Below are 24,943 nucleotides of genomic sequence, written 5' to 3'. Positions count from 1 at the left end.
TTGTCACAGGGCGCTGACGGCCAGGCCAAGTCCGGCTGCGGCCAAGCCAGCGATCAGGTTAACACCGATGTTGAGAGCGGCGGCGCGGTACCGCGCCTCACTCATCAGGCGCACCGTCGCGGTGGTCCAGGAGCTGAAGGTGGTAAGCCCGCCGGCCAGCCCGGTGGAGAGACCGGCCTGCCATTCGGGCCCCAGCCCCAGCTGCGCGGTGGCCCCGAGGGCAGCGCCAATGATGAAGGAGCCGGCCACGTTCACGGCCAGTGTCGCCCAGGGCCAGTGGGGATGGGGTCCCCTGTGGTGCGCAAACCAGGAGTCGACGGCGAACCGCAGCAAGGCGCCTGCGATCCCGAAAGCCCCGACGAGGACGGCGGTGATCATGACGCCCCGCCGGCCAGATCGGCCACGGCTTTTCCGGTCTTCCAACCGGCGGCGGCAGCGGCGAGCCCCAGGACAAGCGAGAGCCCGAGGTAGGCCAGCCAGCTGGCATGGAAGCCGCCCCGAAATTGCTGGTCGATGACGAAGACCACCGCCGAAAAGGTGGTGAAGGACCCCAGCAGCCCGGGGCCAAGCCCCGCCCGGAGCCAGAACGCGGTTTTGGGCCGTGCAATCCAGACTGTGGTGAGGGTGGCCAGGACAAAGCTCCCGAGGACATTTACCACCAGCGTGGTCCAGGGAATTGTCCCCGCTGCCTCAGGAAACATCAGTCCCGCTCCATACCGCAATTCCGTGCCGATCAGCCCGCCGACGGCCACCGCTGCCCACACGCTCCAGCCCGGGAGGGCAGGCCGCGCGGAGGGGGCCGCCGGAGAAGGTTCCTTCGCCATCCGTTTCACACCAGCGCTCCGGTCCACACGGCCCGCACTCAGAGCCGCTCGAGGCTGCAGCCGGGGTGGGCAGTGTCGCTGAAAACCCAGAGGGCGGAAGCGACTTCCTCGGCGAGGTCGACGTCCTGCCGGGCCGCACCGGATCCGATGCGCACCACGAGCGCGCCACCGAAAGGTTTGCGGCCCACCACCTCGACGTCGGCGTCAAGATCGATGTGTTCGGCGGAAAGGTAGCGCAGGAGCTCGGGGTTTTCGTCACTGATTCTGGTGATCCGGCCGGTGTGCCCGTCGTCGAGCTCGCTCATCCGGTGGGCGGCCGGCATCAGCACAGTACCGTCTGCCGCCGGGATCGGGTCGCCGTGCGGATCCCGGACAGGGTTTCCGAGCTTGGCTGCCATCCGCTCGATGAAGGTTTCCGAAACCGCATGTTCCAGGAGTTCGGCCTCGTCGTGGACTTCGTCCCAACGGTAGCCGAGCTCCTGCACCAGGAACGTCTCAATGAGCCGGTGCCGCCGGACCATGGACAGCGCCAGCCGGATACCCCCGGCCGTGAGTGTTACGGCACTGTAGGGCTGATGGTCCACCAGTCCCTGGTCTTTGAGTTTGCGGACCATCTCCGAGACCGAGGAATTGGCGACGCCGAGGCGTTGGGCCAGCTGGGTGGAGGTGATGGGCTTGTCCTGCCACTCCGTGAAGGAGTAGATGACCTTGACGTAGTCCTCGATCGAGGAGGAGGGCAGGCTGGTTTTCACAGCCACCAGCCTACCGTCAGGCGGCGCCGGAGAACGTGAGCCACAGCAGGACCAGATTGAGAGCCACCACCAGGACCACGCTGATGATGGCGGCAATGCGCAGTGGCATCCCATCCGCGAAGCGGCCCATCAGCGCCTTGTTACTGGTCAGGACGACCAGGGGGACGAGCACGAAGGGAATGCCAAAACTGAGGACGACCTGACTGAGAACCAGACCCCAGGTGGGATCGAAGCCGACACTCAAGAGCACCACGGCCGGGATGAGGGTGACCACCCGGCGGACCATCAGCGGGATCCGGATCTTGAGCAGCCCCTGCATAATGGATCCGCCCGCGTAGCAGCCGACGGACGTGGAGGCCAGGCCGGAGGCGAGCAGGCCAACGGCGAAGACGACGCCGACGACCGGGCCCAGGCTGGCGGTGATGGCTGCGTGGGCTCCCTCGATGGTGTCCGTGCCCTCTTCGCCACCCAGCGTCGAGGCGGCCAGCAGCAGCATCCCGACGTTGACGATGCCGGCGACTGCGAGGGCTGCCACCACGTCCCAGCGGGTGGCCCGGACAAGCCGGGCCAGTGCCGTCGGCGGCACATGGAGATGGGGGTTGGGACGGTGCCGGTCCCGGGACAGGGCTGAGTGGACGTAGATTGCGTGGGGCATCACCGTGGCGCCGAGCATGCTGGCCGCCAGCAGCACGGTGTCCGGTCCTTGGAAGCCTGGTATCAGGCCGGCCGCGACTCCCGCGGGATCGGGGGGGCTGATGAAGAGGCCGGCAAGGAACCCTATGGTGATGATGCCCAGCAGGAACATAATGATGAACTCGAAGGGCCGTTGCCTGTTCCGGGCCTGCACGGCGAGCAGGGCCATGGAGACGCCGCCGACAATGACGGCGCCCAGGGGCAGCGGCAACCCGAACAGCAGATAGAGCGCGATCGCTCCGCCCACCACCTCGGCCAGGTCCGTGGCAGCGGCGACGATCTCGGCCTGCACCCAGAACGCCCGGCGCCAAAAGGGCTTGAGTCGCTCACCGAGGATCTCGGGAAGGCTCTTTCCGGTAACGATGCCGAGCTTGGCGGACTGGTACTGCACCAGCACGGCCATGATGTTGGCGGCCACCAGTACCCAGACCAGGAGGTAGCCGTACTGGGCGCCGGCCGTCAGATTGGCGGCGACGTTGCCGGGGTCCACGTAGGCTATCGCGGCAACGAACGCCGGGCCGAGCAGGCCGATCATGGCCCGGCGGCCGCCCGGTAGCCGCCGTGGCGGCAGGTCCGGAGCCGCGAATTCGTGTCCTGTTACATCCAGCACGGCAAGGCTCCCTGGGTAGGTGCGTCGGCAGTGACGCGGCCGGTGGCGGGATAGGTGCCGGCACCGGAGTTCCATCTGCCTATAAATAACTTTTAGGCGTACCGAAACCATAAGCCAGGGCGGCGGGTCAGGGCAACGTGAGGGTCCTCACCGCCACCGGGAAGGTCCGGCTGCACCGGCCTCAGGCCCGGATGGCCCGCCAGCTCTGCGTGAGGTAGGGCAGTGCGATGACGTCCCCGGGGCCATGCCCCAGATGTTCGTGCAGATACCAGTCAAGGTTGCCCAGCACCCTGGCGCGGGCGGTCGCTCCGGCGGCCAGGTAGTAGCTGCGGGACTTGGTCAGTTCCAGGATGTCCGCCGTCCGCAGCGGATCGTCCCACCGGGTGAGGTGGCTTTCCAACCCCGTGAATTCCGGGCCAAGCGGCGGGATGAAGTCCGGTTTGTGAACATCTCCCGCGTGCATGATGCGTGAGAGCCGGTGCACCCAGGGAACAGACGTGTCCAGCTGGTTCCATATCAGCCCCAGGGTGCCGTGCGGACGGAGGATCCGGGCGATTTCCGTGCTGGCTCGCAGCGGATCGCACCAGTGCCAGGCCTGGGCGACGGTCACGACGTCGAACGCGCCGCCGGGCAGGCCGGTGTGCTCAGCGGTGCCCTCGACGGCGGACACGCCGGGCAGTGCCTGCCGGAGTTGTTCAAGCATGCCGGCGGAGGGGTCGACGGCCACGGTGTGCAGGCCGCGCCCGGCGAGCAGCGCCGTGAACTTCCCGGTCCCGGCGCCGAGGTCCGCGGCGTCCACGGCGCCGGCGGGGATCAGCCAGTCGGCCGACTCGGCCGTGTACCCGGGACGGACACGGTCATAGTGTTCCCCGCCGTCCTGGAAGCTTTGCCCCAGCTCCCGGCGCCGTTCCTGATCGAGCTGGGGGCCGCCGTGAGCTTTGGGTCCGCCGCTTGCCACGTGCGATCTCCTTCGGCAGATCCGGATGGGTACCTGTCGAATTTACCGCACGTGGCAGCGCCCGTGTTTCCTGCTCCGTCCGCTCTGTCAGTCCAGGGTGCAGGGGGCCGCGCCGGCGGTGCCGGGGGTGTTGGGGGCCCAGTGCGGGTAACTGCGGGTGTCATTGGACGGCACCCAGCGTCCCGTGTCCACGACATAGTCCCACCCGAGACCGTTCCGGCGGAGTTCCTCAATGCCGGAAATCAGCCGCTGGGCGTCCTCCAGCCGGGAGCCAAGGCCGAAGCTTGCCCGCAGCGAGCCCGAGGGCAGGCCAAGCCGGCGGAGCAGCGGATGCGCGCAGAACCGGCCGTCGCGCAGCCCGATGCCGTGTTCGGCCGACAGGTACGCCGCCACCAGACCCGCGTCGTAGCCTTCCAGAGAGAAGTTGACGACGCCGATCGTGCCGGTGCCGGACACGGAGCCCGCGGCAGCGTCGAATGAAGCGCTGTCCGAGAAGATCTGGTGGACCGTGACACCATCGATTCCGGCCAGGCCTTCGACGAGGAACGCGCGGATGGCGTCTTCGTGGCCCCGCCACTGCTCCGCGTCCAGGCCGGCGATGACCTGGGTGGCCCGGGCCAGGGCGGCAGCGCCGAGGACGTTGGGGGAGCCGCCTTCATGCCGTGCGGGGCCGGTGGTCCAGCTGACTGTATCGATCCGGGCATCCTGCACGGCTCCGCCGCCGGCCAGATGGGGCGTTCCGGCGTCGAGCCAGTCGGTGCGGCCGATCAGCACACCTGCTCCGAACGGGGCGTAAAGCTTATGGCCGGAAAAGGCAAGGTAGTCGATGCCGTCAGCGGCCATATCGATCCGCCGGTGCGGCGCCAGCTGCGCGGCATCGACGACGATCCGGGCGCCATACTCGTGCGCCAGGGCGGCGAGGGCCCGGACCGGCAGGATCTCACCGGTGACGTTGGAGGCGCCAGTGACGGCGAGCAGATTCACTCCGCCGTAGGCGAGTTCCCCGCCGAGCAGTTCCAGGGTGCCGGCGAGAGTCGGTGCAGCGATGACGCTGCGGTGCGGCACACGCTGCCACGGCAGGAGGTTGGCATGGTGCTCGATGTCGAGGTAGAGCACCTCACCGGCGGAAACGCCGTCGACGACGGGCAGGCACCCCGCCAGCAGGTTCAGGGAATCAGTGGTGTTGCGGGTAAAAATCACCGCATCATCCGGCCGGCCGCCGACGAAATCCCGGACTACGTTGCGGGCGTTTTCGTAGACGGAGGTGCTGATCTGGGAGGCGTAACCGGCACCGCGGTGAACGCTTGCGTAGAACGGCAGGATCTCGTTGAGGTAGGCCGAGACGACGGAGAGGGCCGGAGCCGAAGCGCCGTAATCCAGGTTGGCGTAACGCACATGCCCCCCTTGGATCAGCGGCGCCTGGATCTCCGCGCCGGTCACCGCGGCCAGCGGCCGGCGGGCGACGGCAAGTCGCGCCCGGGTAGCGGCCGGTCCGGTCCTGGCCGGACGTCCAGGAGCCGCGGGACGGGGTACGGGAATGGTGGCAGTTGGCATGGGACCTCGCTCGAAAATGGACCCCCGTGCCGGGAATCCGCGCTTGCCGGGTCCATTCAGGACCGGCCAGGTCGTCACCCGGGGCACCCCGCCGCGAATGGAGGGTTGCCGGCCAGCAAACCGGGGTTTCGCGCTGGCACTCGTGACCTTTTTCGAGCGTAGGCCATGCCTGCTGCCGCAGAAAAGGCAGGGCAGGATTGTGAAGTGCTTTGTTACGGAGCGGCCGTGATGGCCGGCCGCCGGATCCTAGAGCAGGTCGTCGAGCCCCGGGTTGAGGCGCTTGAGGACCTCGGAGTGCAGGATGGAGTTGGTCGCAAGGGCGTTGCCGCCGAAGGGACCGTCCTCGCCCTCGAGGGACGTGAAGCGGCCGCCGGCTTCCGTGACAATCGGGACCAGTGCGGCCATGTCGTAGAGGTTAAGTTCCGGCTCGCAGGCGATGTCGACGGCGCCTTCGGCCACCATGCAATAGGACCAGAAGTCACCGTACGCGCGGGTGCGCCAGACCTCCTCGGTGAGGCCGAGGAATTCATCGAAGTTGCCGCGCTGCTTCCAGCCGCCCAGGGACGAGTAGGAGAGCGAGGCGTCCGTGAGCTTGGAGACATTGGAGACCTTCAGCCGGGTGGCCGCCGCCAGCGACCGTCCCATGTACGCTCCACCATCCTTGGCGGCCCACCAGCGTTTGCCCAGGGCCGGGGCGCTTACGACGCCGACGACCGGCTCGCCCTCGTCAACGAGGGCGATCAGGGTGGCCCAGACGGGGACGCCGCGGACGAAGTTCTTGGTCCCGTCGATCGGGTCGATGATCCAGCGGCGCGAGCCGTGGCCGGAGCTGCCGAATTCCTCTCCGAGGACGGCGTCGCGCGGCCGGGAGCGGGACAGCTGGCCGCGGATGGCTTCCTCGGCGGACTTGTCAGCGTCGGTCACCGGCGTCAGGTCCGGCTTCGTCTCGATCCGAAGATCCAGCGCCTTGAAGCGGCTCATGGTCTGGGAATCCACGGAATCTGCCAGTACATGGGCGAGGCGGAGGTCATCGTTGTAACTCGAAGCGGGTTGGCTCATGGATCCAAACTACCGGCAAACCGGGCGGGGGAGCGGTAGGCTGCGCCGCATCCTGCTAGGAGACGGTGCCGAGTTCCTTGACGTCCTGGGCTTCCATCCGGGGGTCTGTCCCAAGCAGGCGGCGGAGTGAGGCGAGCCGGGCCGGTCCGGAGTCGCCCGCATGGCCGGCGGCCACCCAGGCGTCCACGCCGCAGTTGACGGCATTGGAGTCATGTTTGCAGCCCCGCTCGCAGTCGTCAGTGCCGGGCTCAAGATCCGGGAAGGACCGCAGAATCCGGTCCGGGTCGACGTGGGCCAGGCCGAAGGAACGGATACCGGGGGTGTCGATGATCCAACTGCCCGCAGGCGCCGCGTTGACTTTGAGGGCGAGCGCGGAGGATGAGGTGTGGCGGCCGCGCCCGGTCACGGCGTTCACCCCGCCGGTGGCGCGCTCGGCGCCGGTCAAAGCGTTGACCATGGTGGACTTGCCGACGCCGGAATGGCCCAGCATGACGGTGACTTTCCCGTCGAGGTAGGCACGCAACTGGGAGACGGCGTCCTTGTCGAGGCGGGCGGACAGTCCGTCGTCGGAGCGGGCGTCGATACCGGATGCCGCGGAGTCTGCCGTCTTGGAAATGATCACCGGAAAGGCAAGGTGCTGGTAGTTGGAAAGGAGCTCAGCAGGGTCTTTGACGTCGGCCTTGGTGACCAGCAGCAACGGCTCGATGCCGGCGTCGTACGCGGCCACGAGGGCACGGTCGATAAACCCCGTCCTCGGCTCGGGATTGGCAGCTGCCACGACCACCACCAGCTGGTCGGCGTTGGCGACGACGGCGCGCTCGATCGGATCCGTGTCATCTGCGCTGCGCCGCAGCAGTGTCCTGCGGTCCTGAATCCGCACGAGCCGGGCCAGTGTGTCGGCTTCCCCGGTGACGTCCCCGACGAGGGAGACGAAGTCGCCTGCCACGACGGGGTTGCGGCGCAGTTCCCGGGCCCGGGCGGCAATGATCTTGCGTTCCTCGGGGGTTCCTTCGGCGACGACGGCGGTGTACCTCCCGCGGTCAACGGTGATGATGCGGCCCGTGACGGCTTCCTCGTAGCTGGGTCGGTCCTTGGTGCGGGGCCGGGTGCCTTTCTTATTGGGACGGATGCGGACGTCGGATTCGTCCCACGAATCAGTGCTGCGTGCCACCGTGGGCGTCCCTGTCTGTGCGGCTGGATTCAGCGGTGGAGCCCTGGACGAGCATGGCGGCCCACAGTGCCGGGAAGTCCGGCATGGTCTTGGCCGTAGCGCCGATGTCCTCGACCTGAACGCCCGGTACGGCCAGGCCCAGGATGGCGCCGGCGGTGGCCATGCGGTGGTCGGCGTAGCTGTGGACCACGCCGCCATGCAGCGGCGCGGGCCGGATTACCAGGCCGTCGGCCGTCTCCTCGGCGTCCCCGCCCAGACGGTTGATCTCTGCGACAAGCGCGGCCAGCCGGTCAGTCTCGTGCCCGCGGAGGTGGGCAATGCCGGTCAGCTGCGAAGATCCGCTGGCGAGGGCGCAGAGGGCGGCGACCGTCGGGGCGAGTTCGCTGGTCCCGTCGAAGTCCGCGCCCTTGATCTCCGGTCCGCCGGTGACGGCCAGAGTGCCGCCGGAGAGGGTCACGGTGGCACCCATCCTCGTGAGGATGCTGCGCCACTGGTCGCCGACCTGGGTGGTTTCCAGCGGCCAGTTGGGGATCCGGACGGTGCCGCGGGTGGCGAGAGCTGCTGCCAGGAAGGGGCCGGCATTGGAAAGATCCTGTTCGATCCGGACGTCGAAGGCGCGGATCGGCCCCGGTGAGATAACCCAGTGGTTTGGGCGGGAATCATCAACGGCCACACCGGCCCCGCGCAGCACCGCGACGGTCATATTGATGTGGTCCAGGCTGGGGACGGGTTCACTGGGCCTATCCGTGCTGCGGTGCTCAAGGTGCAGTCCCTCACCGAAGCGTGCGCCGGCGAGGAGCAGGGCCGAGACAAACTGCGAGGACGCGGTGGCATCGATGACAAGCTGTCCGCCGCGCACGTCGCCGGTGCCGGCGACGGCAAACGGCAGGGAGGAGGCCTGGCCGCCGGCTGGCGCGGCGACGTGCACGCCCAGGCCGGTGAGGGCCTCGATAATCGGGCCCATGGGTCGCTTGCGCGCGTGCGGATCGCCGTCGAATACGGTCACACCGCGGCGCAGGGCCGCGACGGGCGGGACGAACCGCATGACGGTCCCGGCGAGCCCGCAGTCAACCTCGGCCGGACCCGCGGACGCGTCCTGGCTGATGGGCTTGATGGTGAGATCCGGACCGAAGCCGCCGTCGCCTGGCACCTCCGTGATGGTGGCCCCGAGCCGCCGCAGTGCCTCGATCATGAGGGCGGAGTCCCGGGAGTGCAGGGGCGCCCGCAGCCGTGACGGGCCGTCGGCGAGGGCCGCCAGCACGAGGTACCGGTTGGTCAGCGACTTTGAGCCGGGAACGGTGAGCGTGGCGTCCACCGGCCGGCCGGCCAGGGGAGCCTGCCAGGGGGCGGCGTCGTCCGGGTGAACAGGGACGCCAGCCGTGTGGGGGGTGGTGCCTGCCATTGCCGCTTTAGGCTCCGACGGTGTGGTCTACGGCTTTGCGGACTGCCTTGTCGGCCTTCTTCAGCCGCTTGCCGGTGGTCTTCCTGACGTCAGCGGCGAGGTGGCCGGCGCCCTTCTTGGCATCAGCGGCGAGGTGCTCGGCGCGCCAGGCCAGGCTAGGGCGGCCGTTGGTGTCGACGGCGGCCAGCAGCACGCCTCCGGTCAGCGAGACGTTTTTGAGTAACTGCTTCCGGCGGGCATCGCGGCCCTCCTTGGACGTGATGTCCGCGCTGCGCCATTCGACGTAGCTGTTGAGTGCGGAGATGAGCGCCAGGACGGTGGCAGCAAGCCGTGCCGACTTACCCAGTGCGAACAGGACGCCGGCTCCCACCTGGGTACCGCCGATGACTCGCGCGAGCACCTTCTCGTTGGTCTGGAACGGGAGGGATTCGGCCGCGCGGCGCAGAAGGGGGGAGAGCTGTGCCGCAGTGTCGTCCGCGTTCTTGAGCTTGTCCATGCCTGCGAGGACAAAACTGGAGGCGAGCATGGGCCGGGCGAGAATGCGGACAAACGTCATGAATTTCCTCCTGGAGAAACGAACCGCGGGTTTGATGCGGGAGAGTCGGTTCTAGTCTTGCATCTTTGTGGAATATTTGCCTGCCGGGCGGGGTTGGAAAAGGCAGGAACCAGCTGCTGAAAGCTGTCTGGATAGCGAGCGTAAGACGTGGGACGGGCCCGGGCAACGGGCCGGAACACAGCGGCGCGGCCCGAGCGGTCCGTCGTGGTGCAGGGAGGGGAAAATTTGGTTCTGGTGAAGGACGATTTACGGCCAACGGAGCCGGCTGGAACATGGGCTACAGCACTGCGCGGCGGGGCCACCCCCGCGCCTTCAGGTGACCGCCGAAGGGTGACAGTAGACTTGAAGGCAATGAGCACCATGGATCCGGCCGTTGCGGCCACGCACGAGGCCGTCGAAGAGACCAGCGCGAAGCAGGATGCTGCCGCCCGCGAGACGATAGTGGACGGGCAAGCACTGGACGTCACGACAGAAACCACCGAGGAACGGCGGGTTCGGTTCGAACGCGACGCCATGCAGTATGTGGACCAGCTGTACTCCGCGGCCATGAGAATGGCCCGGAATCCCGCTGATGCCGAGGACCTGGTCCAGGAGGCGTATACCAAGGCGTTCTCCGCGTTCCACCAGTACAAGCCCGGCACCAACTTGAAGGCATGGCTGTACCGCATCCTGACGAACACGTACATCAACCTCTACCGCAAGCGTCAGCGCGAGCCGCTGCAGTCGAATTCGGACACCATCGAGGACTGGCAATTGGCCCGGGCCGAATCGCATACCTCCGCCGGGTTGCGCTCGGCGGAAGCCGAGGCGCTGGATCATCTGCCGGACTCGGACGTGAAGCGGGCCCTGCAGTCCATTCCGGAGGAATTCCGGCTGGCGGTCTACTTTGCCGACGTTGAGGGCTTCGCGTACAAGGAAATTTCAGAGATTATGAACACCCCGATCGGGACCGTCATGTCCCGGCTCCACCGTGGCCGGAAAATGCTGCGGGACATGCTCGCCGACTACGCCGCCGAGCGCGGATTCAAGGCCGCAGACGCCACCGCGGCCGGAAGTAACAAACAGGAGAACAGGAAATGAGCGACTGCCAGGGACTGGGCGACTGCGACGACACCCGGATGCAACGTATCTACGAGTACCTCGACGGTGCCCTCACCCGTGAGGACATTGCCGAGATCAAGGACCACCTGGACGGCTGTCCCGAGTGCTTCGAGCAGTACGACCTCGAATGCGTCATCCGGGTCATGGTGAAGCGTTCGTGCACCGAGGCCGCCCCGGAAAACCTGAAGAACTCAATCCTGGACCGCATCCACTCCAGCAATCCGGTCGAGGCCTGACGCCGCGGAACCACCGGGGCGGTGCCCCCCAACAACAAATGACCCCGGAACCGTGAAGTTCCGGGGTCATTTGTCTCAAACTGTCATTCCAAGCTTTGCTTAGGCGTTGGGGCGCTTGCCGTGGTTCGCGCCGCCACGCTTACGGTCACGACGTTTACGTGCACGCTTGCTCATAGCTGGCCTCCTTAATTTCTGGTACTCAAAAGAGCTGCCCTCAAGTCTCCCACATCGGGACACCGGCTGCGAACTGGCGGGGCGGCGGCGGTCCGAAGGCGTGCATCAAACGCCGGACTAGTCCAGGGAATTCCGGATGGAGATCCTGGCCTGGTCCAACACCGTCTTGACGGTCTCCAGGGTCACGGCCGTGATCGGGCGCTGGCCGCCATGGCGCCGCAGCTCCACCCGGACGTCGTCGCGGAAAGCCTGCACCAGCATCTCCGCCTCCCGAAGCCGGTTATCGCCCTCCTGCGAATACCGCTGGCCGGCGAGGGAGGCGACAGTTGAGCCGGCAGCCCGGGCCGAGGACCGTGCCGCCTCGGCCGTCGCGGCCAGGTCAGCGCGCAGGCCGCGCATATTGACCTTGATGTCCTGCCGCAGGTTGTCAGCGAGGCGGCGGACCGACGCGGAGATGTCATTTTCCACACCGGCCAGGTCATCGCGTCGGCGCTCGAGCTCCACGAGTCCCCGCGGCGTGATGCTGTAGTAAGTCCGGCGCCCCTCCGAGTGGGTGGCGACGAGACCTTCCTCCTCAAGCTTGGCCAGCCGCGGATAGATGGTGCCTGCGCTGGGGGAGTAGGTGCCACCGAAGCGTTCGCTGAGTGCTTTGATGAGTTCGTAGCCATGCTTGGGACCCGGCTCCAGCAGGGCGAGCAGATAGAGCCGCAGCGCCCCGTGGGCGAAGACCGGAGGCATCAGAGTCCTTCGGTGGTATTCGCGTCAGACGGACCGTGGAAGATCGACGTCTTCCCTGACACGGAATTTGTCCGGACCAGCATGAGCTGGGCGTCCGGGCCCGTAATGGTTTGGACGGTGCCCCCGGTCTGTTTGTAGCTCTGGTTGTCCAGGACGACGGCACCGCTGGCGGACTTTGCGATGATGTCCACGCCGACGTCGTGCGGCAGGCGGACGGTGACATCCCCTGATACTGAGTTGGCGCCGAAGTCCTGGGTGAAGCCGTGCAGGTCGAAGCTGAGGTCGCCACTGACGGTGTTGGCGCGGATATTGCTGAAATCACCGGAGGCCGTGACCTCGCCAGAGACGCTTTTGGCTGTCAGGACACCGTGGTGGTTGCGGGCGATCACTTCGCCGCTGACGGTGTTGACGGACAGGTTGCCGGAGGTGTTGTCGGCCAGGACGGAACCGGAAACTGTGTTGAGGCGGATGTAACCGCCCAGCCCGGACACCATGCCGTCGCCGCTGACAGTGCCCGCCTCGACCTCGACGCCGGCGGGCAAGGCGATGCTGATGATCACCGAGTTGCTGCTGCTGTTGTTGACGGTACCCATGAGGTTCTTGAACCAGCCCTGCGGCCCGTGCAGCTGGTGCCGCACCTCAAGGCGTCCGTTGACCAGGCTGATCGCCAGCGGATCACCGTGGACCTCGGACACCTCGATCCGGGCGACGGCGTCATCGTGGCTGACGATGTCGAAGCGGCCCCTGACGATGCCAAGCTTGAGCGAACTGACGCCGTCCACGTCGATGGTCTGCGGACCGGTGACGGTCCAGGTGTTCTCTTCCATGGTTCCTCCAGGAGGCGGTGCGCTCTGTGCACCTTTGCGATATAGCGTGACTATGCAGTCACGCTATATCGTCCAACCCGAGCGGTCAAGATATATCGCGTATTTGCCGGATCTCCTGGTGCGCCGGACCGGCTTACTCCGGGGCGTCGACCTTCAACCATTGGAACCAGCCGCGGTGGAGCACGAGCCAGGCCATCAAACCGTAGCCGGCCTGGCCAGGGGTGCCGCCATTGGCGGCGAGGTCCTGGCGCCACTGCTCGTGGTTCAGCAGCGGTGAGAAGGTGTCGACGTAGAGATGCTTGCGCCGGGTGGTGACGTCAGCGAAAGCGGTGTTGAGCTCTCCGAGCCGCCGGTTGTGGGCGGGGTCAAGCGTCGGGGGCGGGCCCACGACAAACACTTCAATCCTGTTTTGCGACGCGGAATCCAGGATGTTGGCGAGGTTGAGCCGGCTGCGGGCCGTGGAAAGGCCAAACTCGACGTCGCGGCCGGAGAGGCCGACCACCAGGCGGTTCTCGCTGTGATCGCTGAAGCGCCGTCCGGCTTCCTCGAACCAGCGGGCGGCCAGGCCCTCGGTGCCTTCCTGCGGGCAGGGCAGGGGGTAGCACTCCAGGGACAGGGCGTCCTGCGGGGTGCGGGCCAGGACGCGGCCCAGCCAGCCCAGCGCACGGGGGTCCCCCAGCCCGGCCAGTACCTCATCGCCCACGGCTACGATCCGCAGCTTCCGATCTTCCACAACTACCTCTTCACTTCTAAGCGTTTCAATAAACCGTTCCCGCAACGATCAACAATGGGGGAACTCTGCCGGTTAAACAACGGTGCCCGGCCGGAGTCGCATGTTTCCATCTCCGGCCGGGCACCGTAGGCCCTACTTACGTGCGAACGCCTGCTTGAGCAGCGTGTCCTGCTCCGCTGCGTGGCGTTTCATCGACCCCGCCGCGGTGGACGCCGAGGCGGAACGGGAAACGAGGCGGACACGGCGGTCCAGGGCGTCCGGGAGGTTGAGGCCGATAAACGGCCACGGACCCTGGTTCGCGGGCTCGTCCTGCGCCCAGACAACGTCCGCATTCGGGTACTTGGCCAGCTCTGCGGCGATCTCGGCAGCCGGCAGCGGGTACAGCTGCTCGACCCGGACGATTGCCGTCGTCTTGTCCCCGGTCTTCTGCCGGGTGGACAGCAGGTCGTAGTACAGGCGGCCCGAAACCAGCAGGACCCGTTCCACCGCTTCGGACTGCAGCTGCTCGTGCTCGGGGATGACGGGCAGGAAGGTGCCGGTGGTGAAGTCCTCAACAGACGACGCCGCTGCCTTCAACCGGAGCAGCTGCTTGGGCGTGAACACGATGAGCGGCTTCCGCGGCCGGTTGTGCGCCTGGCGGCGCAGCAAGTGGAAGTGCGACGCCGAGGTGGTGGGGTTCGCCACGATCATGTTCTCTTCGGCGCACATCTGCAGGAAGCGTTCGATCCGGGCGGAGGAGTGGTCCGGGCCCTGGCCTTCGTAGCCGTGCGGCAGCATGAGTACCAGCGAGGACCGCTGGCCCCACTTCTGCTCGGCGGAGGAGATGAACTCATCGATGATGGTCTGCGCGCCGTTGACGAAGTCACCGAACTGCGCTTCCCACAGCACCAGGGCATCCGGGCGCTCCACCGAGTAGCCGTATTCAAAGCCCATGGCCGCGTATTCGGAGAGCAGGGAATCGTAAATCGACAGCTTGGCCTGGTCGTCGGAGAGGTGTTCCAAGGGCAGCCACTCGTCGCCGTTGGCGCGGTCGTGGAAGACGGCATGGCGCTGCACGAAGGTGCCGCGGCGCGAGTCCTGGCCGGCAAGCCGGACAGGGACGCCTTCCATGACGAGCGAACCGAAGGCCGCGAGCTCACCGAAGCCCCAGTCAATGCCGCCTTCACGGGACATGACTTCGCGCTTTTCCAGCAGCTGCTTGAGCTTGGCGTGGACCGTGAAACCATCCGGGATGTCGATGTGGGCCTTGCCGATGCGGGCGAGGGTCTCGGCCGAAATTGCAGTGGACACGGGAGCGCCGATCATTGAATCGGTCTGCTGGGACTTGGGGCGCTCCAGATCGGAGACGGCCGCAGAGTCCGCCGTGATGACCGGGATCGGGGAGGTCTGCGCGGCATGGGTTTCCGCAAAGACCCGTTCCAGCCGTTCCTGGTAGTCGCGCAGCAGCTGTTCGGCTTCTTCTTCGGTGATGTCGCCGCGGCCGATCAACGATTCTGTGTACAGCTTGCGGACTGATCGCTTGGCTTCGATCAGGTTGTACATCAGCGGCTGGGTCATCGAGGGGTCATCGCCCTCGTTGTGGCCCCGGCGGCGGTAGCAGACCATGTCGATGACGACGTCCTTATGGAACCGCTGGCGGAACTCGTAGGCAAGTTGCCCGATGCGGACCACGGCTTCGGGGTCATCGCCGTTGACGTGGAACACCGGTGCCTGGATCATCTTCGCGACGTCCGTGGAGTAAGTGGAGGAACGCGACGATGACGGGGCGGTGGTGAAACCGACCTGGTTGTTGACGACGACGTGGATGGTGCCGCCAGTTCGGTAGCCACGCAGCTGGGAGAGGTTAAGCGTTTCGGCTACCACGCCTTGTCCGGCGAAGGCGGCGTCGCCGTGGACCATAATCGGAAGTACGGGGAACGCTTCGCCCTGGTTCAGGAGGTCCTGCTTGGCGCGGACGATGCCTTCAAGCACGGAGTCCACGGCCTCGAGGTGGGACGGGTTGGCGGCGAGGTAGACCTTGGTCTGCTTGCCGTTGTCCGAGGTAAACGTCCCCTCGGTGCCGAGGTGGTACTTCACGTCACCGGAGCCCTGGACGGAGCGCGGATCCTGGGTGCCCTCAAATTCGCGGAAGACCTGAGCGTAGGTCTTGCCGGCGATGTTGGTGAGCACGTTCAGCCGGCCGCGGTGGGCCATGCCAATCGCCACTTCGTCCAGTTCGTCGTCGGCCGCGTCGGAGATGATGGCGTCCAGCAACGGAATCAGGGACTCGCCGCCCTCCAGCGAGAATCGCTTCTGGCCGACGAACTTCGTCTGCAGGAAGGTCTCGAAAGCTTCGGCGGCGTTCAGCTTGGAGACAATGCGGAGCTGCTCGTCGCGGCTCGGCTTGGAGTACGGGTGCTCCAGCTGGTCCTGGAACCATTTGCGCTCTCCGGGGTCCTGGATGTGCATGTACTCGATGCCGGTGGTGCGGCAGTAGGCATCGCGGAGAACACCGAGGATGTCGCGGAAAGCGAGCATGGGCTTGCCGCCAAAACCGCCGGTGGGCCATTCGCGGTCCAGGTCCCACAGTGTCAGGCCGTAGGTCAGGACGTCGAGGTCCGGGTGCTTGCGTTGGACGTACTCCAGCGGATCGGTGTCCGCCATGAGGTGGCCGCGGACGCGGTAGGCGTGGATCAGTTGCTGGATCCGGGCGACCTTGTTGATTTCGTCGGCCGGATCCACCTGCAGGTCCGGGCTCCAGCGCACGGGCTCGTACGGGATGCGCAGGGACTCGAAGATCTCATCGTAGAAGTTTTGTGCGCCCAACAGGAGCTGGTGCACCAGCTTGAGGAACTCACCGCTGCCGGCGCCCTGGATGACCCGGTGGTCATAGGTGGAGGTCAGCGTGAGCACCTTGCTGATGGCGTTCTGGGCGATGATCTTGGCGCTGGCACCCTGGAATTCCGCCGGGTAGTCCAGTGCGCCGACGCCGATGATGGCGGCCTGGCCCTTGGACAGGCGGGGCACCGAGTGCACGGTGCCGATGCCGCCGGGGTTGGTCAACGACACCGTAGTGCCGGAGTGGTCATCAGCGGTCAGCTTGCCGGCGCGGGCACGCTTGATCAGGTCCTCGTAGGTGTGCCAGAACTCGGAGAAGTTCAGCGTCTCCGCCTTCTTGATGTTCGGCACCATGAGCAGGCGGCTGCCGTCGGGCTTGGGCATGTCAATGGCGATGCCGAAGTTCACGTGCGCCGGCTGGACAGCGACAGGTTTGCCATCGACCTCGTCGTAGTAAACGTTCATCGAAGGGAACTGGGCCAGGGCACGGATGACGGCGTAGCCGATCAGGTGCGTAAAGGAAACTTTGCCGCCGCGGGCGCGGGCCAGGTTGGAGTTGATGACCACCCGGTTGTCGATCAGGAGCTTGGCGGGAATGGCCCGCACGCTGGTGGCGGTGGGCACCTCCAGGCTGGTGATCATGTTGGTGGCGATTGCCTTGGCCGGGCCGCGAAGGACGGATACGACGTCTTCTTCGGGGGCCGTGGGGGCCTTGATGTTCTTGGGCAGCTGGGCTGGAATCGGCGCTGCACCGGGTCCGGCTTCGGAAGTCTTGGAGCCGTCGCGGGCAACAGTGGCCGGGGCCTTCTTGGCAGCGGGAGCAGGCGGGGCCGCGGGAGCCGCAGCGGGGGTTGGTGCGGGCGCGGGCGGCTGCGCTGCCGCCGGAGGGATAACAGGGAGTTCGCGGGTGGAGGGCTGCGCAACTGTCGCTGCGCCTGAGGCTCCGTTGGACGAGGAATTGTCGTCGGCGCCGAAGGATTCGAACAGGGGCCACCACTTGGCGTCCACCGTGTTCTTGTCCTGCTGGTACCGCTCGTACAGTTCGTCCACGAGCCACTCGTTTCCGCCAAATTCCTCGGGTAGACGGTGGCTAGGCTGCTCTGGCACTTGAATTACGCCTCTTCCATGAGTTTGATTCCCACTGGTGTTCCGGTGCCTCAGCACAACGATCTGACCAGTCTCCGCGTCCAGTGAACCCAGACCTCTGCCAGTCTAGTGACGATTCTTGCCAAACCGCCAATAAGGGTGACTCAAATCATCGAGTCGCCTCCACACGCCCCGGCAGCGCCGGAGCGGGTGCCGCCGCGGTGCCGCCGCGGTGCCGACCGGGTGCCGCCGGGAGGCTGCCGGGGGCGCGCCAGGCGGCGTTCGGAACTGCCGCCGGGTGCGCGGCCGGGCCTGTCCGGCGGCGGGCGGAAGCGTGGTTAGACTCGCACTGAGAACCCGTGGGCACCGCAGTGCCCGTTTCTCAGTGCCAACCCAAAGGAGCAGCCGTGCGTTTCCTGACCGAGCCCACCACAGACCTGACCTACTCGGACCTCTTCCTTGTACCGTCCCGTTCCGACGTCACCTCGCGGCTGGATGTGGATCTGTCGGCCGACGACGGGACAGGCTCGGCAATTCCCCTGGTTGCGGCGAACATGACGGCGGTGACCGGCAAGCGCATGGCGGAGACGATGGCACGCCGCGGGGGCCTGGCGGTCCTGCCGCAGGACGTGCCGCTGAATGTGATCCGCGACGTGACGGCGTGGATCAAGACCCGCCACCCCGTGCTGGAAACGCCGGTCACCCTCTCGCCGGCCAGTACGGTCATTGACGCCCTGCACCTGATGGGCAAGCGTCCGCACGGGGCGGTCATGGTCGTGGATGACACGGGAGCTGTGGCCGGTATCGTTCGGGCTGCGGACTGCGAAGGCCAGGACCGGTTCGCGTCCCTGGCCGCCGTGATGCGCGTCCAGCCACTGGTACTGGATGCCGAATTGCTCGACGCCGCCAACGACGGCGGTTCCGGCACCGGCTTGCGCCGTGCCTTTGAAGCGATGGACGCTGCCGGGACCGACTTTGTGCCGGTGCAGCGGGACGGGTCGCTGGCCGGAGTCCTGACCAGGAAGGGAGCCCTGCGGTCGACTCTTTACCGGCCGTCGCTGGATCCTGCCGGCCAGCTCAAGGTCGCCGCCGCCGTCGGGATCAATGGCGACGTTGCAGGACGTGCCGCGGAACTCCTGGCCGCCGGGGTGGACGTGCTGGTCCTCGACACTGCGCACGGCCACCAGCAAAAGATGTTCGATGCGCTGGCCGCCGTGAAGGGCCTCAACCCCGGCGTGCCCGTGGTGGCAGGGAACGTGGTGACTGCAGATGCAACCCGCGAACTCATCCAGGCCGGCGCGGACATCGTCAAGGTGGGCGTGGGGCCCGGTGCCATGTGCACCACGCGCATGATGACAGCCGTGGGGCGTCCGCAGTTCTCCGCGGTGCTGGAATGCTCGGCGGCGGCCAGGTCGGCCGGCGGGCGGGTCTGGGCCGACGGCGGCGTCCGCTACCCGCGCGATGTCGCGCTCGCCCTGGCGGCCGGAGCCAGCCAGGTGATGATCGGGTCCTGGTTTGCCGGGACACACGAGAGCCCGGGGGACTTGCAACAGGACGCCGGCGGTCGGCATTACAAGGAAAGCTTCGGCATGGCGTCCGCCCGGGCCGTACAAAACCGCAACCAGCGTGAGGGAGCCTTCGAAAAAGACCGCAAGGCGCTGTTCGAGGAAGGCATTTCCACGTCCCGGATGTTCATCGATCCGGTCCGCCCCGGTGTCGAGGATCTGTTGGACATGATCACCGCGGGCCTGCGCAGTTCCATGAGCTACGCAGGAGCGGCGGATCTCGCTTCGTTCCGGGAGCGCGCCGTGGCGGGTATCCAGTCCGCAGCCGGGTACGAGGAGGGCCGTCCTGTCCCGCAGAGCTGGTAGCCGGCGCTCCTGTAGACTGAGATTCTTATGGACAGTAATTCTAGGTGCCGGCCTGGGGGCTGTCAGCGGGGAATGGAAACACTTCCCGCGCAGTCCACCCGAAGAGCCGGCAAACCCCGTTCACGCGCCCATCGTTCTCCGGTAACCCGCCAGCAGACTGCCCCTGCGGGATCCGGAGCCTTCCAGGAACCGGGCTCGGCTCCTGCCGACCATCCTCCGCCGGGCCGCCGCCGCGCCGCCCCGGAAGCAGGCCGCTAAATGGAGTGGTTACTTCTCCTGGCGGGCCTGCTGCTCATTCTCGGAACGGGTTTTTTCGTAGCCGTCGAATTCTCCCTCGTTGCGCTTGACCAGGCCTCCGTCCAGCGGGCGGTGGACGACGGCGATACCGCTGCCGCGCCCCTCCTGAAATGCCTCAAGTCCCTGTCCACGCAACTCTCCAGTTGCCAGCTGGGCATCACTATCACCACCCTTCTCACGGGCTACGTCATGGAGCCCTCGGTCGGCAAGCTGCTCGAAGGTCCACTGGCCATCATCGGCGTGCCGGCCGCCGCGATCTCCTCCATCTCCCTGGTCCTCGCGATGGCCCTCGCGACGCTCCTGTCCATGCTGATCGGCGAACTGGTCCCGAAAAACATGGCCATCGCGCTGTCGTTCGAGGTGGGCAAGGCCCTGGCCCGCCCGCAACTGATGTTCACGGCGATCTTCCGGCCCGCCATCGTGGTCCTCAACGGCTTCTCCAACAAGGTGCTCAACATCTTCGGCCTGGAAGCCAAAGAGGAGATTTCCGGGGCGCGGACCCCGGCCGAACTTGCCTCCCTGGTGCGCCGTTCCGCCGCGATGGGAACCCTCGACGTCGGCACCGCCAACTTCATCGCCCGGACGCTCAAGTTTTCGGGACGGACAGCGGCGGACGTCATGACGCCCCGCATCCGGATCGAGACCATCGACGGCGACCAGCCGGTGTCTGACATTGTCGAGGCAGCACGGCGCACCGGATATTCGCGCTTTCCCGTCATTGGGGAATCCTCAGACGACATCCGTGGCGTGGTGCACATCAAGAAGGCAATCGCGGTTCCTTCGGAGCGGCGCGCCAAGCTCGAGGCCGGGGCCATCATGACCGATGTGCTTCGCGTGCCGGAAACCATCCATCTTGACGCCCTGCTGGCGGAACTGCGCGAGGGCAACCTTCAGCTTGCCGTCGTCCTGGACGAGTACGGCGGAACGGCCGGCATCGCCACCCTTGAGGATCTTGTGGAGGAAATCGTCGGGGAAGTGGCCGATGAACACGACAAGGTCCGGCCCGGGTTGCTGCAGAGCGCCTCGGGTGACTGGTACTTTCCGGGGCTTTTGCGCCCCGACGAACTCTCTGAACAGATCCCGGGCCTGACCGTGCCTGATGAGTCTACCTATGAAACGGTGGGAGGCTACGTCATGAGCAAATTAGGCCGGATCGCCACAGTGGGGGATACCGTCGACGTCGTCGGCGGCACCCTGGCCGTGACCCGCATGGATGGCCGGCGAATCGACAGGATCTGCTTCAAGCCGGTCGTCATGCATTCCGGCGAGCACGCCAACGGCCGGGTCGGTGCAGCATGAGCGACTGGGCAGGAATTCTCTGGCTTGTGGTGCTGCTGCTCGGCAACGCCTTCTTCGTCGGCGCGGAGTTCGCGGTCATGACCGCCCGGCGCAGCCAGATCGAGCCGCTCGCCGAGGCGGGATCCAAACGCGCGCAAACCACTTTGCGGGCCATGGAAAACGTTTCGTTGATGCTGGCCTGCGCGCAGCTTGGCATCACCGTTTGCTCCCTGCTGATCCTGCAGGTGGCCGAGCCGGCCATCCACCACCTGCTGGCTGTCCCGCTCGGGGCTGTGGGCATTCCGGTGGAGATCGCCGACATCGCCGCGTTCGCCGTCGCCCTGCTGGTGGTTACGTTCCTGCACGTCACCATCGGTGAAATGGTCCCCAAGAACATTTCGGTATCGGTTGCGGACAAGGCAGCCCTGCTGCTGGCGCCGCCGCTGATGTTCATCGCCCGTCTGGTGAAGCCGGTTATCGTGGCCCTCAACTGGGCCGCGAACCACATCCTGAAACTGATGCGGATCGAGCCGAAGGACGAAGTCACGTCGTCCTTCACCCTGGAGGAAGTGCAGTCGATCGTGCAGGAGTCCACCCGCCACGGGCTGGTGGACGACGACGCCGGACTGATCACCGGAGCCCTGGAGTTCTCCGAACACACCGCCTCCGAGGTCATGGTCCCGCTCGACAAACTCGTCATGCTGAAATCAAACACCTCACCAGTGGAATTCGAAAAAGCTGTGAGCCGCACCGGGTTTTCCCGCTTTCCAATGCTCGACGACGACGGCATGCTCTCCGGTTACCTGCACATCAAGGACGTGCTCTCCATTCCGGACGCCGCGTACCACCAGCCTGTCGCCGAGAGCCATATCCGCTCCCTGGCGAACCTGGCGATGGGTGATGAAATTGAGAAGGCCATGTCCGTCATGCAGCGGACCGGCTCACACCTGGCCCGCGTGATCGGCCCGGACGGCCTCACCCAGGGCGTTTTGTTCCTTGAGGATGTCATTGAACAACTTGTCGGAGAGATCCGCGACGCCACCCAGGCGACTGGCTACCGGAGGCTCGGCCAGGATCAGCAGTAGCAGGACCAGCAGTAACAGGATCAGCAGATGCCATGACCGGCGGAACCAGGTCCTGCAGTTGTGCGGATCGGCGCCAAAAGCACCAGGAACAGCTAAGGGGTAGCCCTAAATAGGAATCATTCCCATTTAGGGCTACACTCGAACTAGTGCTATTGCTCCTGATTCTCAATAACAGATCCGAGGTCCTCACCGTGCGTCGTCCTGCCTCCCGAGCCGTCGTTGCTGCCCTCGCCGGCGCCACCCTGCTGCTGTCGGCCTGCGCCCCGGTGCCGGGGAACTCCGCACGGGGCGCGGGTGACGGAATCGTCGACGTCGTTGCTTCCACCAGTGTCTACGGCGACATTGTGGCCACGGTCGGTGGGGACAAGGTGCGGGTCACCTCTATCATCACGCGCACCAGCCAGGACCCGCACAGCTACGAGGCCACCACCCAGGACAAACTCGCAGTCTCCAAGGCCGGGCTTGTGGTGGAAAACGGCGGCGGCTATGACGACTTTCTCCATAAGCTCGCAGACGACACCGGGATCGACCACGCGAACGTCCTGAATGCCGTCGAGCTCTCCGGACTGGCTCCGGAGGAGTCTGCGGGCGCGTCGGCCGAGGCCGACGCGCACGGGCACACCCATGCCGGATTCAACGAGCACGTCTGGTACAGCCTGCCCGCCATGGTGAGAATTGCTGACGCTGTGGCAGCCAAACTCGGCGATCTGGAACCGGCCTCCGCCGGAACTTTCCGCAGTAACGCTGCGGCATTCAAAGACTCCCTGGGCGGCCTTGAGTCGAAGCTGTCCGGCATGAAGGCGTCCGGCGGGGAAGCGCCCGTGGCTGTGACGGAACCCGTGCCGCTCTACCTGCTCGAGGCTGCCGGCCTGAAGAACGAGACGCCGGGCGAGTACACCGCCGCCATCGAAGAAGACGCAGATGTGCCGCCCGCCGCGCTCAAGGCCACCACCGACCTTATGCGCTCCGGCGGCATCAAGCTCCTGGCCTACAATCAGCAGACCGAGGGCCCGCAGACGCTGGCGGTGAAGGACGCGGCGGCCGCCGCCGGAGTTCCGGTCGTAAATTTCAGTGAGACCCTGCCGGAGGGCAAGTCCTACCAGCAGTGGATGACGGACAACGTCGAGAATATCGCCAAGGCCCTGGCCTAGGATTAGCAGACACCACCCACCCGCCCGGCCGGATGGCCCAGTGAGTAAGCGCAAGCCCAGGGCCTGCGAGGAATCCGAGGAACTCAAGTTGACGCCCGTAGTGAGCCTTCGTGGTGCCTCCCTCTCGTTCGGCAAGCGGACCCTGTGGGAGGGTCTGGATCTGGACATCAACCCGGGCGAATTCTTCGCCGTCCTCGGACCCAACGGCAGCGGCAAGACGACGTTCCTTAAAGTTCTGCTCGGATTGCAGGAGCTGAGTTCGGGTTCGGCGACGCTCGCGGGCCGGTCGGTGGAGCGGGGAAACCGGGGGATCGGCTACGTCCCCCAGCAGAAGTCCTTTGACCCCGACACGCCCCTGCGGGCCCGCGACCTCGTGGGGCTCGGCGTCGACGGCCACCGCTGGGGTCTGCGCCTCGGAACAGCAAGGGTGAACCGCCGAATCGATGAACTGCTGGACCTGGTGGGCGCCTCCGATTACGCGAAGGTACCCGTCGGTCAGCTTTCCGGCGGGGAGCAGCAGCGGCTGCGCGTGGCGCAGGCCCTTGCCACCGACCCCAAGGTGTTGCTTTGCGACGAGCCCTTGCTGTCCCTGGACCTCCAGCACCAGCAAGCGGTGAGCGCGCTCATCAACCAGCAGTGCCATGACCAGGGCAGCGCCGTGGTCTTCGTTACACACGAGATCAACCCGATCATGGACTATGTGGACCGCGTGCTGTACTTGGCGGGCGGGCGGTTCCGGGTGGGCCCGCCGGAGGAAGTCATGACCACCGAAGTTCTGTCTGATCTTTACAACAGCCACGTCGAAGTAATCCGGGCCAACGGCCGGTTGGTGGTGGTCGGACTGCCCGACGCCACGACACACCACCATGAGGACGCCCACGCGGTGGCGGGGGAGGTGGGCTAGATGGACCTGGACAGCCTGCTCCATGCAATTTTCAACTTTGAGAACTATGGCGAGCTGCTGGTACTTGTCCAGAACTCGCTCTGGGCCGGCGCCGTCCTGGGCCTGCTGGGCGGCCTGATGGGGACCTTTGTCATGAAGCGTGACCTGGCGTTCGCCGTCCACGGAATCTCCGAGCTCTCCTTCGCCGGCGCGGCCTTTGCCCTCCTCATCGGTGCGGACATAGTCCTGGGCTCGTTGGCGGGATCCGTCGTGGCGGCGCTGCTGCTGGGTCTGCTGGGCGTCCGCGCCCGGGACAAGAATTCGATTATCGGCGTCATCATGCCGTTCGGCCTGGGCCTGGGCATCCTGTTTTTGTCCCTGTACGAGGGGCGTGCCGCCAACAAATTCGGCCTGCTCACCGGACAGATTGTTTCGGTTGGAACCGTCCAGCTCCAGGTGCTGGCAGTGGCGGCCATCCTGGTGATGCTGGCCTTGGCTGCCATCTGGCGGCCGCTGACGTTCGCCAGTGTGGATCCCGACGTCGCTGCGGCCCGCGGGGTTCCCGTCCGGGCTCTCGCCATCGGATTCATGGTGCTGCTTGGCGTCAGCGTGGCGCTGTCCATCCAAATCGTGGGCGCCCTGCTGGTGCTGGCCTTGCTGATCACTCCTGCGGCAGCCGCGATGCGGGTCACGTCATCACCCCGGCTGGTGGTGATTCTCAGCGTGGTGTTCGCCGTAACGGCTACCGTCGGGGGCATCTTGCTGGCCCTCGGCGGCCGGATCCCCATAAGTCCTTACGTGACCACCTTGTCGTTTCTGATCTATGTTCTCTGCCGGATCGTCGGTGGCGTACGGGCCCGACGCGGCCTTACCGGACGGGTGTTGCGCGGCGCGGCGGTGGCTGCGGGCTGAGCGGCTTCCCGCCCCGGCCCCCGCTTTCCGCCCCCGCCCCCGCCCCAGCGTGACGATCGACCCGGCCTGCAGGGCGAGCGCTAGGTGTACTCGGCCAGGACGTTGGTTGCACGGTGAAAGGGTGAAGACCTCTTAGGTTGGTGGTTACCACACACACCGAACGACTAAGAGGTCT

At 66.2% G+C, this 24,943-nt stretch carries 23 protein-coding genes and 1 riboswitch; of the genes, 8 read left to right on the top strand and 15 right to left on the bottom strand.

Translation table 11 applies throughout. The features are described 5' to 3' along the window. Positions 1 to 3: 3 nt before the first annotated feature. From RCH15_RS09020 to RCH15_RS08975, 10 genes are all read right to left on the bottom strand, one after another. Positions 4 to 378, bottom strand: coding sequence for a fluoride efflux transporter FluC (locus tag RCH15_RS09020; protein WP_326960179.1), 375 nt, complete (start codon positions 376 to 378; stop codon positions 4 to 6). After that, positions 375 to 824, bottom strand: a complete 450-nt coding sequence (locus RCH15_RS09015) for a fluoride efflux transporter FluC (protein ID WP_326960177.1) — start codon at positions 822 to 824, stop codon at positions 375 to 377. Before RCH15_RS09015 ends, RCH15_RS09020 begins: the two co-directional genes overlap by 4 nt. Before the next feature lie 38 nt (positions 825 to 862). Beyond that, the gene (locus RCH15_RS09010) at positions 863 to 1,576 is read right to left on the bottom strand and encodes a metal-dependent transcriptional regulator (RefSeq protein WP_326960175.1); all 714 of its coding nucleotides are present in this window, start codon (positions 1,574 to 1,576) and stop codon (positions 863 to 865) included. Between the two features lie 16 nt (positions 1,577 to 1,592). Further along, the gene (locus RCH15_RS09005) at positions 1,593 to 2,804 is read right to left on the bottom strand and encodes an Nramp family divalent metal transporter (RefSeq protein WP_326960323.1); all 1,212 of its coding nucleotides are present in this window, start codon (positions 2,802 to 2,804) and stop codon (positions 1,593 to 1,595) included. A gap of 256 nt (positions 2,805 to 3,060) precedes the next feature. Then, positions 3,061 to 3,837: a class I SAM-dependent methyltransferase gene (locus tag RCH15_RS09000; protein WP_326960173.1), complete on the bottom strand. Its 777-nt coding sequence runs from the start codon at positions 3,835 to 3,837 to the stop codon at positions 3,061 to 3,063. A gap of 87 nt (positions 3,838 to 3,924) precedes the next feature. Further along, positions 3,925 to 5,391: an aminotransferase class V-fold PLP-dependent enzyme gene (locus RCH15_RS08995; RefSeq protein ID WP_326960171.1), complete on the bottom strand. Its 1,467-nt coding sequence runs from the start codon at positions 5,389 to 5,391 to the stop codon at positions 3,925 to 3,927. A 34-nt stretch (positions 5,392 to 5,425) separates the two neighbouring features. Next, a riboswitch (SAM riboswitch) is annotated at positions 5,426 to 5,539 on the bottom strand. Positions 5,540 to 5,637: 98 nt separating this feature from the next. Beyond that, entirely contained in the window at positions 5,638 to 6,450 is an 813-nt protein-coding gene (hisN, locus tag RCH15_RS08990) for a histidinol-phosphatase (RefSeq protein WP_326960170.1), read from the bottom strand. A gap of 55 nt (positions 6,451 to 6,505) precedes the next feature. Then, complete coding sequence (rsgA, locus tag RCH15_RS08985; RefSeq protein ID WP_326960168.1) at positions 6,506 to 7,621, bottom strand: ribosome small subunit-dependent GTPase A; 1,116 nt, start codon at positions 7,619 to 7,621, stop codon at positions 6,506 to 6,508. Further along, positions 7,605 to 9,023: a 3-phosphoshikimate 1-carboxyvinyltransferase gene (gene aroA, locus RCH15_RS08980; RefSeq protein WP_326960166.1), complete on the bottom strand. Its 1,419-nt coding sequence runs from the start codon at positions 9,021 to 9,023 to the stop codon at positions 7,605 to 7,607. The genes rsgA and aroA overlap by 17 nt, the downstream gene beginning before the upstream one ends. A gap of 7 nt (positions 9,024 to 9,030) precedes the next feature. After that, positions 9,031 to 9,579 (bottom strand): DoxX family protein, encoded by a 549-nt coding sequence (locus tag RCH15_RS08975; RefSeq protein WP_326960164.1) that lies wholly within the window; start codon positions 9,577 to 9,579, stop codon positions 9,031 to 9,033. Positions 9,580 to 9,930: 351 nt separating this feature from the next. Between RCH15_RS08975 and RCH15_RS08970 the strand changes: the two genes are divergently transcribed. Then, positions 9,931 to 10,659 (top strand): sigma-70 family RNA polymerase sigma factor, encoded by a 729-nt coding sequence (locus RCH15_RS08970; RefSeq protein ID WP_409016893.1) that lies wholly within the window; start codon positions 9,931 to 9,933, stop codon positions 10,657 to 10,659. Beyond that, positions 10,656 to 10,916, top strand: coding sequence for a mycothiol system anti-sigma-R factor (gene rsrA / locus RCH15_RS08965; protein ID WP_326960162.1), 261 nt, complete (start codon positions 10,656 to 10,658; stop codon positions 10,914 to 10,916). The genes RCH15_RS08970 and rsrA overlap by 4 nt, the downstream gene beginning before the upstream one ends. A 99-nt stretch (positions 10,917 to 11,015) precedes the next feature. On the opposite strand, the gene RCH15_RS19085 is transcribed toward rsrA, so the two are convergent. From RCH15_RS19085 to RCH15_RS08945, 5 genes are all read right to left on the bottom strand, one after another. Continuing rightward, on the bottom strand, positions 11,016 to 11,090 hold the full coding sequence (locus RCH15_RS19085) for a 50S ribosomal protein bL37 (RefSeq protein ID WP_104061284.1): 75 nt from the start codon (positions 11,088 to 11,090) through the stop codon (positions 11,016 to 11,018). A 117-nt stretch (positions 11,091 to 11,207) separates the two neighbouring features. Continuing rightward, entirely contained in the window at positions 11,208 to 11,828 is a 621-nt protein-coding gene (locus tag RCH15_RS08960; RefSeq protein WP_326960160.1) for a PadR family transcriptional regulator, read from the bottom strand. Then, entirely contained in the window at positions 11,828 to 12,655 is an 828-nt protein-coding gene (locus RCH15_RS08955; RefSeq protein ID WP_326960158.1) for a DUF4097 family beta strand repeat-containing protein, read from the bottom strand. The genes RCH15_RS08960 and RCH15_RS08955 overlap by 1 nt, the downstream gene beginning before the upstream one ends. 133 nt (positions 12,656 to 12,788) lie before the next feature. Then, complete coding sequence (locus RCH15_RS08950) at positions 12,789 to 13,388, bottom strand: GDSL-type esterase/lipase family protein (protein WP_326960156.1); 600 nt, start codon at positions 13,386 to 13,388, stop codon at positions 12,789 to 12,791. Positions 13,389 to 13,520: 132 nt separating this feature from the next. Beyond that, the gene (locus RCH15_RS08945) at positions 13,521 to 17,312 is read right to left on the bottom strand and encodes a multifunctional oxoglutarate decarboxylase/oxoglutarate dehydrogenase thiamine pyrophosphate-binding subunit/dihydrolipoyllysine-residue succinyltransferase subunit (RefSeq protein ID WP_326960155.1); all 3,792 of its coding nucleotides are present in this window, start codon (positions 17,310 to 17,312) and stop codon (positions 13,521 to 13,523) included. 386 nt (positions 17,313 to 17,698) lie between these two features. Between RCH15_RS08945 and RCH15_RS08940 the strand changes: the two genes are divergently transcribed. The 6 genes from RCH15_RS08940 to RCH15_RS08915 all read left to right on the top strand — a co-directional run bounded on the left by RCH15_RS08940 (position 17,699) and on the right by RCH15_RS08915 (position 24,768). Beyond that, on the top strand, positions 17,699 to 19,162 hold the full coding sequence (locus RCH15_RS08940) for a GuaB1 family IMP dehydrogenase-related protein (RefSeq protein ID WP_326960153.1): 1,464 nt from the start codon (positions 17,699 to 17,701) through the stop codon (positions 19,160 to 19,162). A 258-nt stretch (positions 19,163 to 19,420) separates the two neighbouring features. Next, the gene (locus RCH15_RS08935) at positions 19,421 to 20,758 is read left to right on the top strand and encodes a hemolysin family protein (RefSeq protein WP_326960152.1); all 1,338 of its coding nucleotides are present in this window, start codon (positions 19,421 to 19,423) and stop codon (positions 20,756 to 20,758) included. Continuing rightward, positions 20,755 to 21,822, top strand: a complete 1,068-nt coding sequence (locus RCH15_RS08930; protein ID WP_326960149.1) for a hemolysin family protein — start codon at positions 20,755 to 20,757, stop codon at positions 21,820 to 21,822. Before RCH15_RS08935 ends, RCH15_RS08930 begins: the two co-directional genes overlap by 4 nt. 152 nt (positions 21,823 to 21,974) lie before the next feature. Beyond that, positions 21,975 to 22,973, top strand: a complete 999-nt coding sequence (locus tag RCH15_RS08925; protein ID WP_326960319.1) for a metal ABC transporter solute-binding protein, Zn/Mn family — start codon at positions 21,975 to 21,977, stop codon at positions 22,971 to 22,973. An 88-nt stretch (positions 22,974 to 23,061) separates the two neighbouring features. Next, positions 23,062 to 23,877: a metal ABC transporter ATP-binding protein gene (locus tag RCH15_RS08920; RefSeq protein ID WP_326960317.1), complete on the top strand. Its 816-nt coding sequence runs from the start codon at positions 23,062 to 23,064 to the stop codon at positions 23,875 to 23,877. Further along, positions 23,878 to 24,768, top strand: coding sequence for a metal ABC transporter permease (locus RCH15_RS08915; RefSeq protein ID WP_326960148.1), 891 nt, complete (start codon positions 23,878 to 23,880; stop codon positions 24,766 to 24,768). Positions 24,769 to 24,943 lie beyond the last annotated feature (175 nt).

It is taken from the genome of Arthrobacter sp. MP_M4 (assembly GCF_035984855.1).
Taxonomy (GTDB): Bacteria; Actinomycetota; Actinomycetes; order Actinomycetales; family Micrococcaceae; genus Arthrobacter.
The sequence above is the reverse complement of the archived record's forward strand: the minus strand, read 5'-3'. Positions and strand labels throughout refer to the sequence as shown.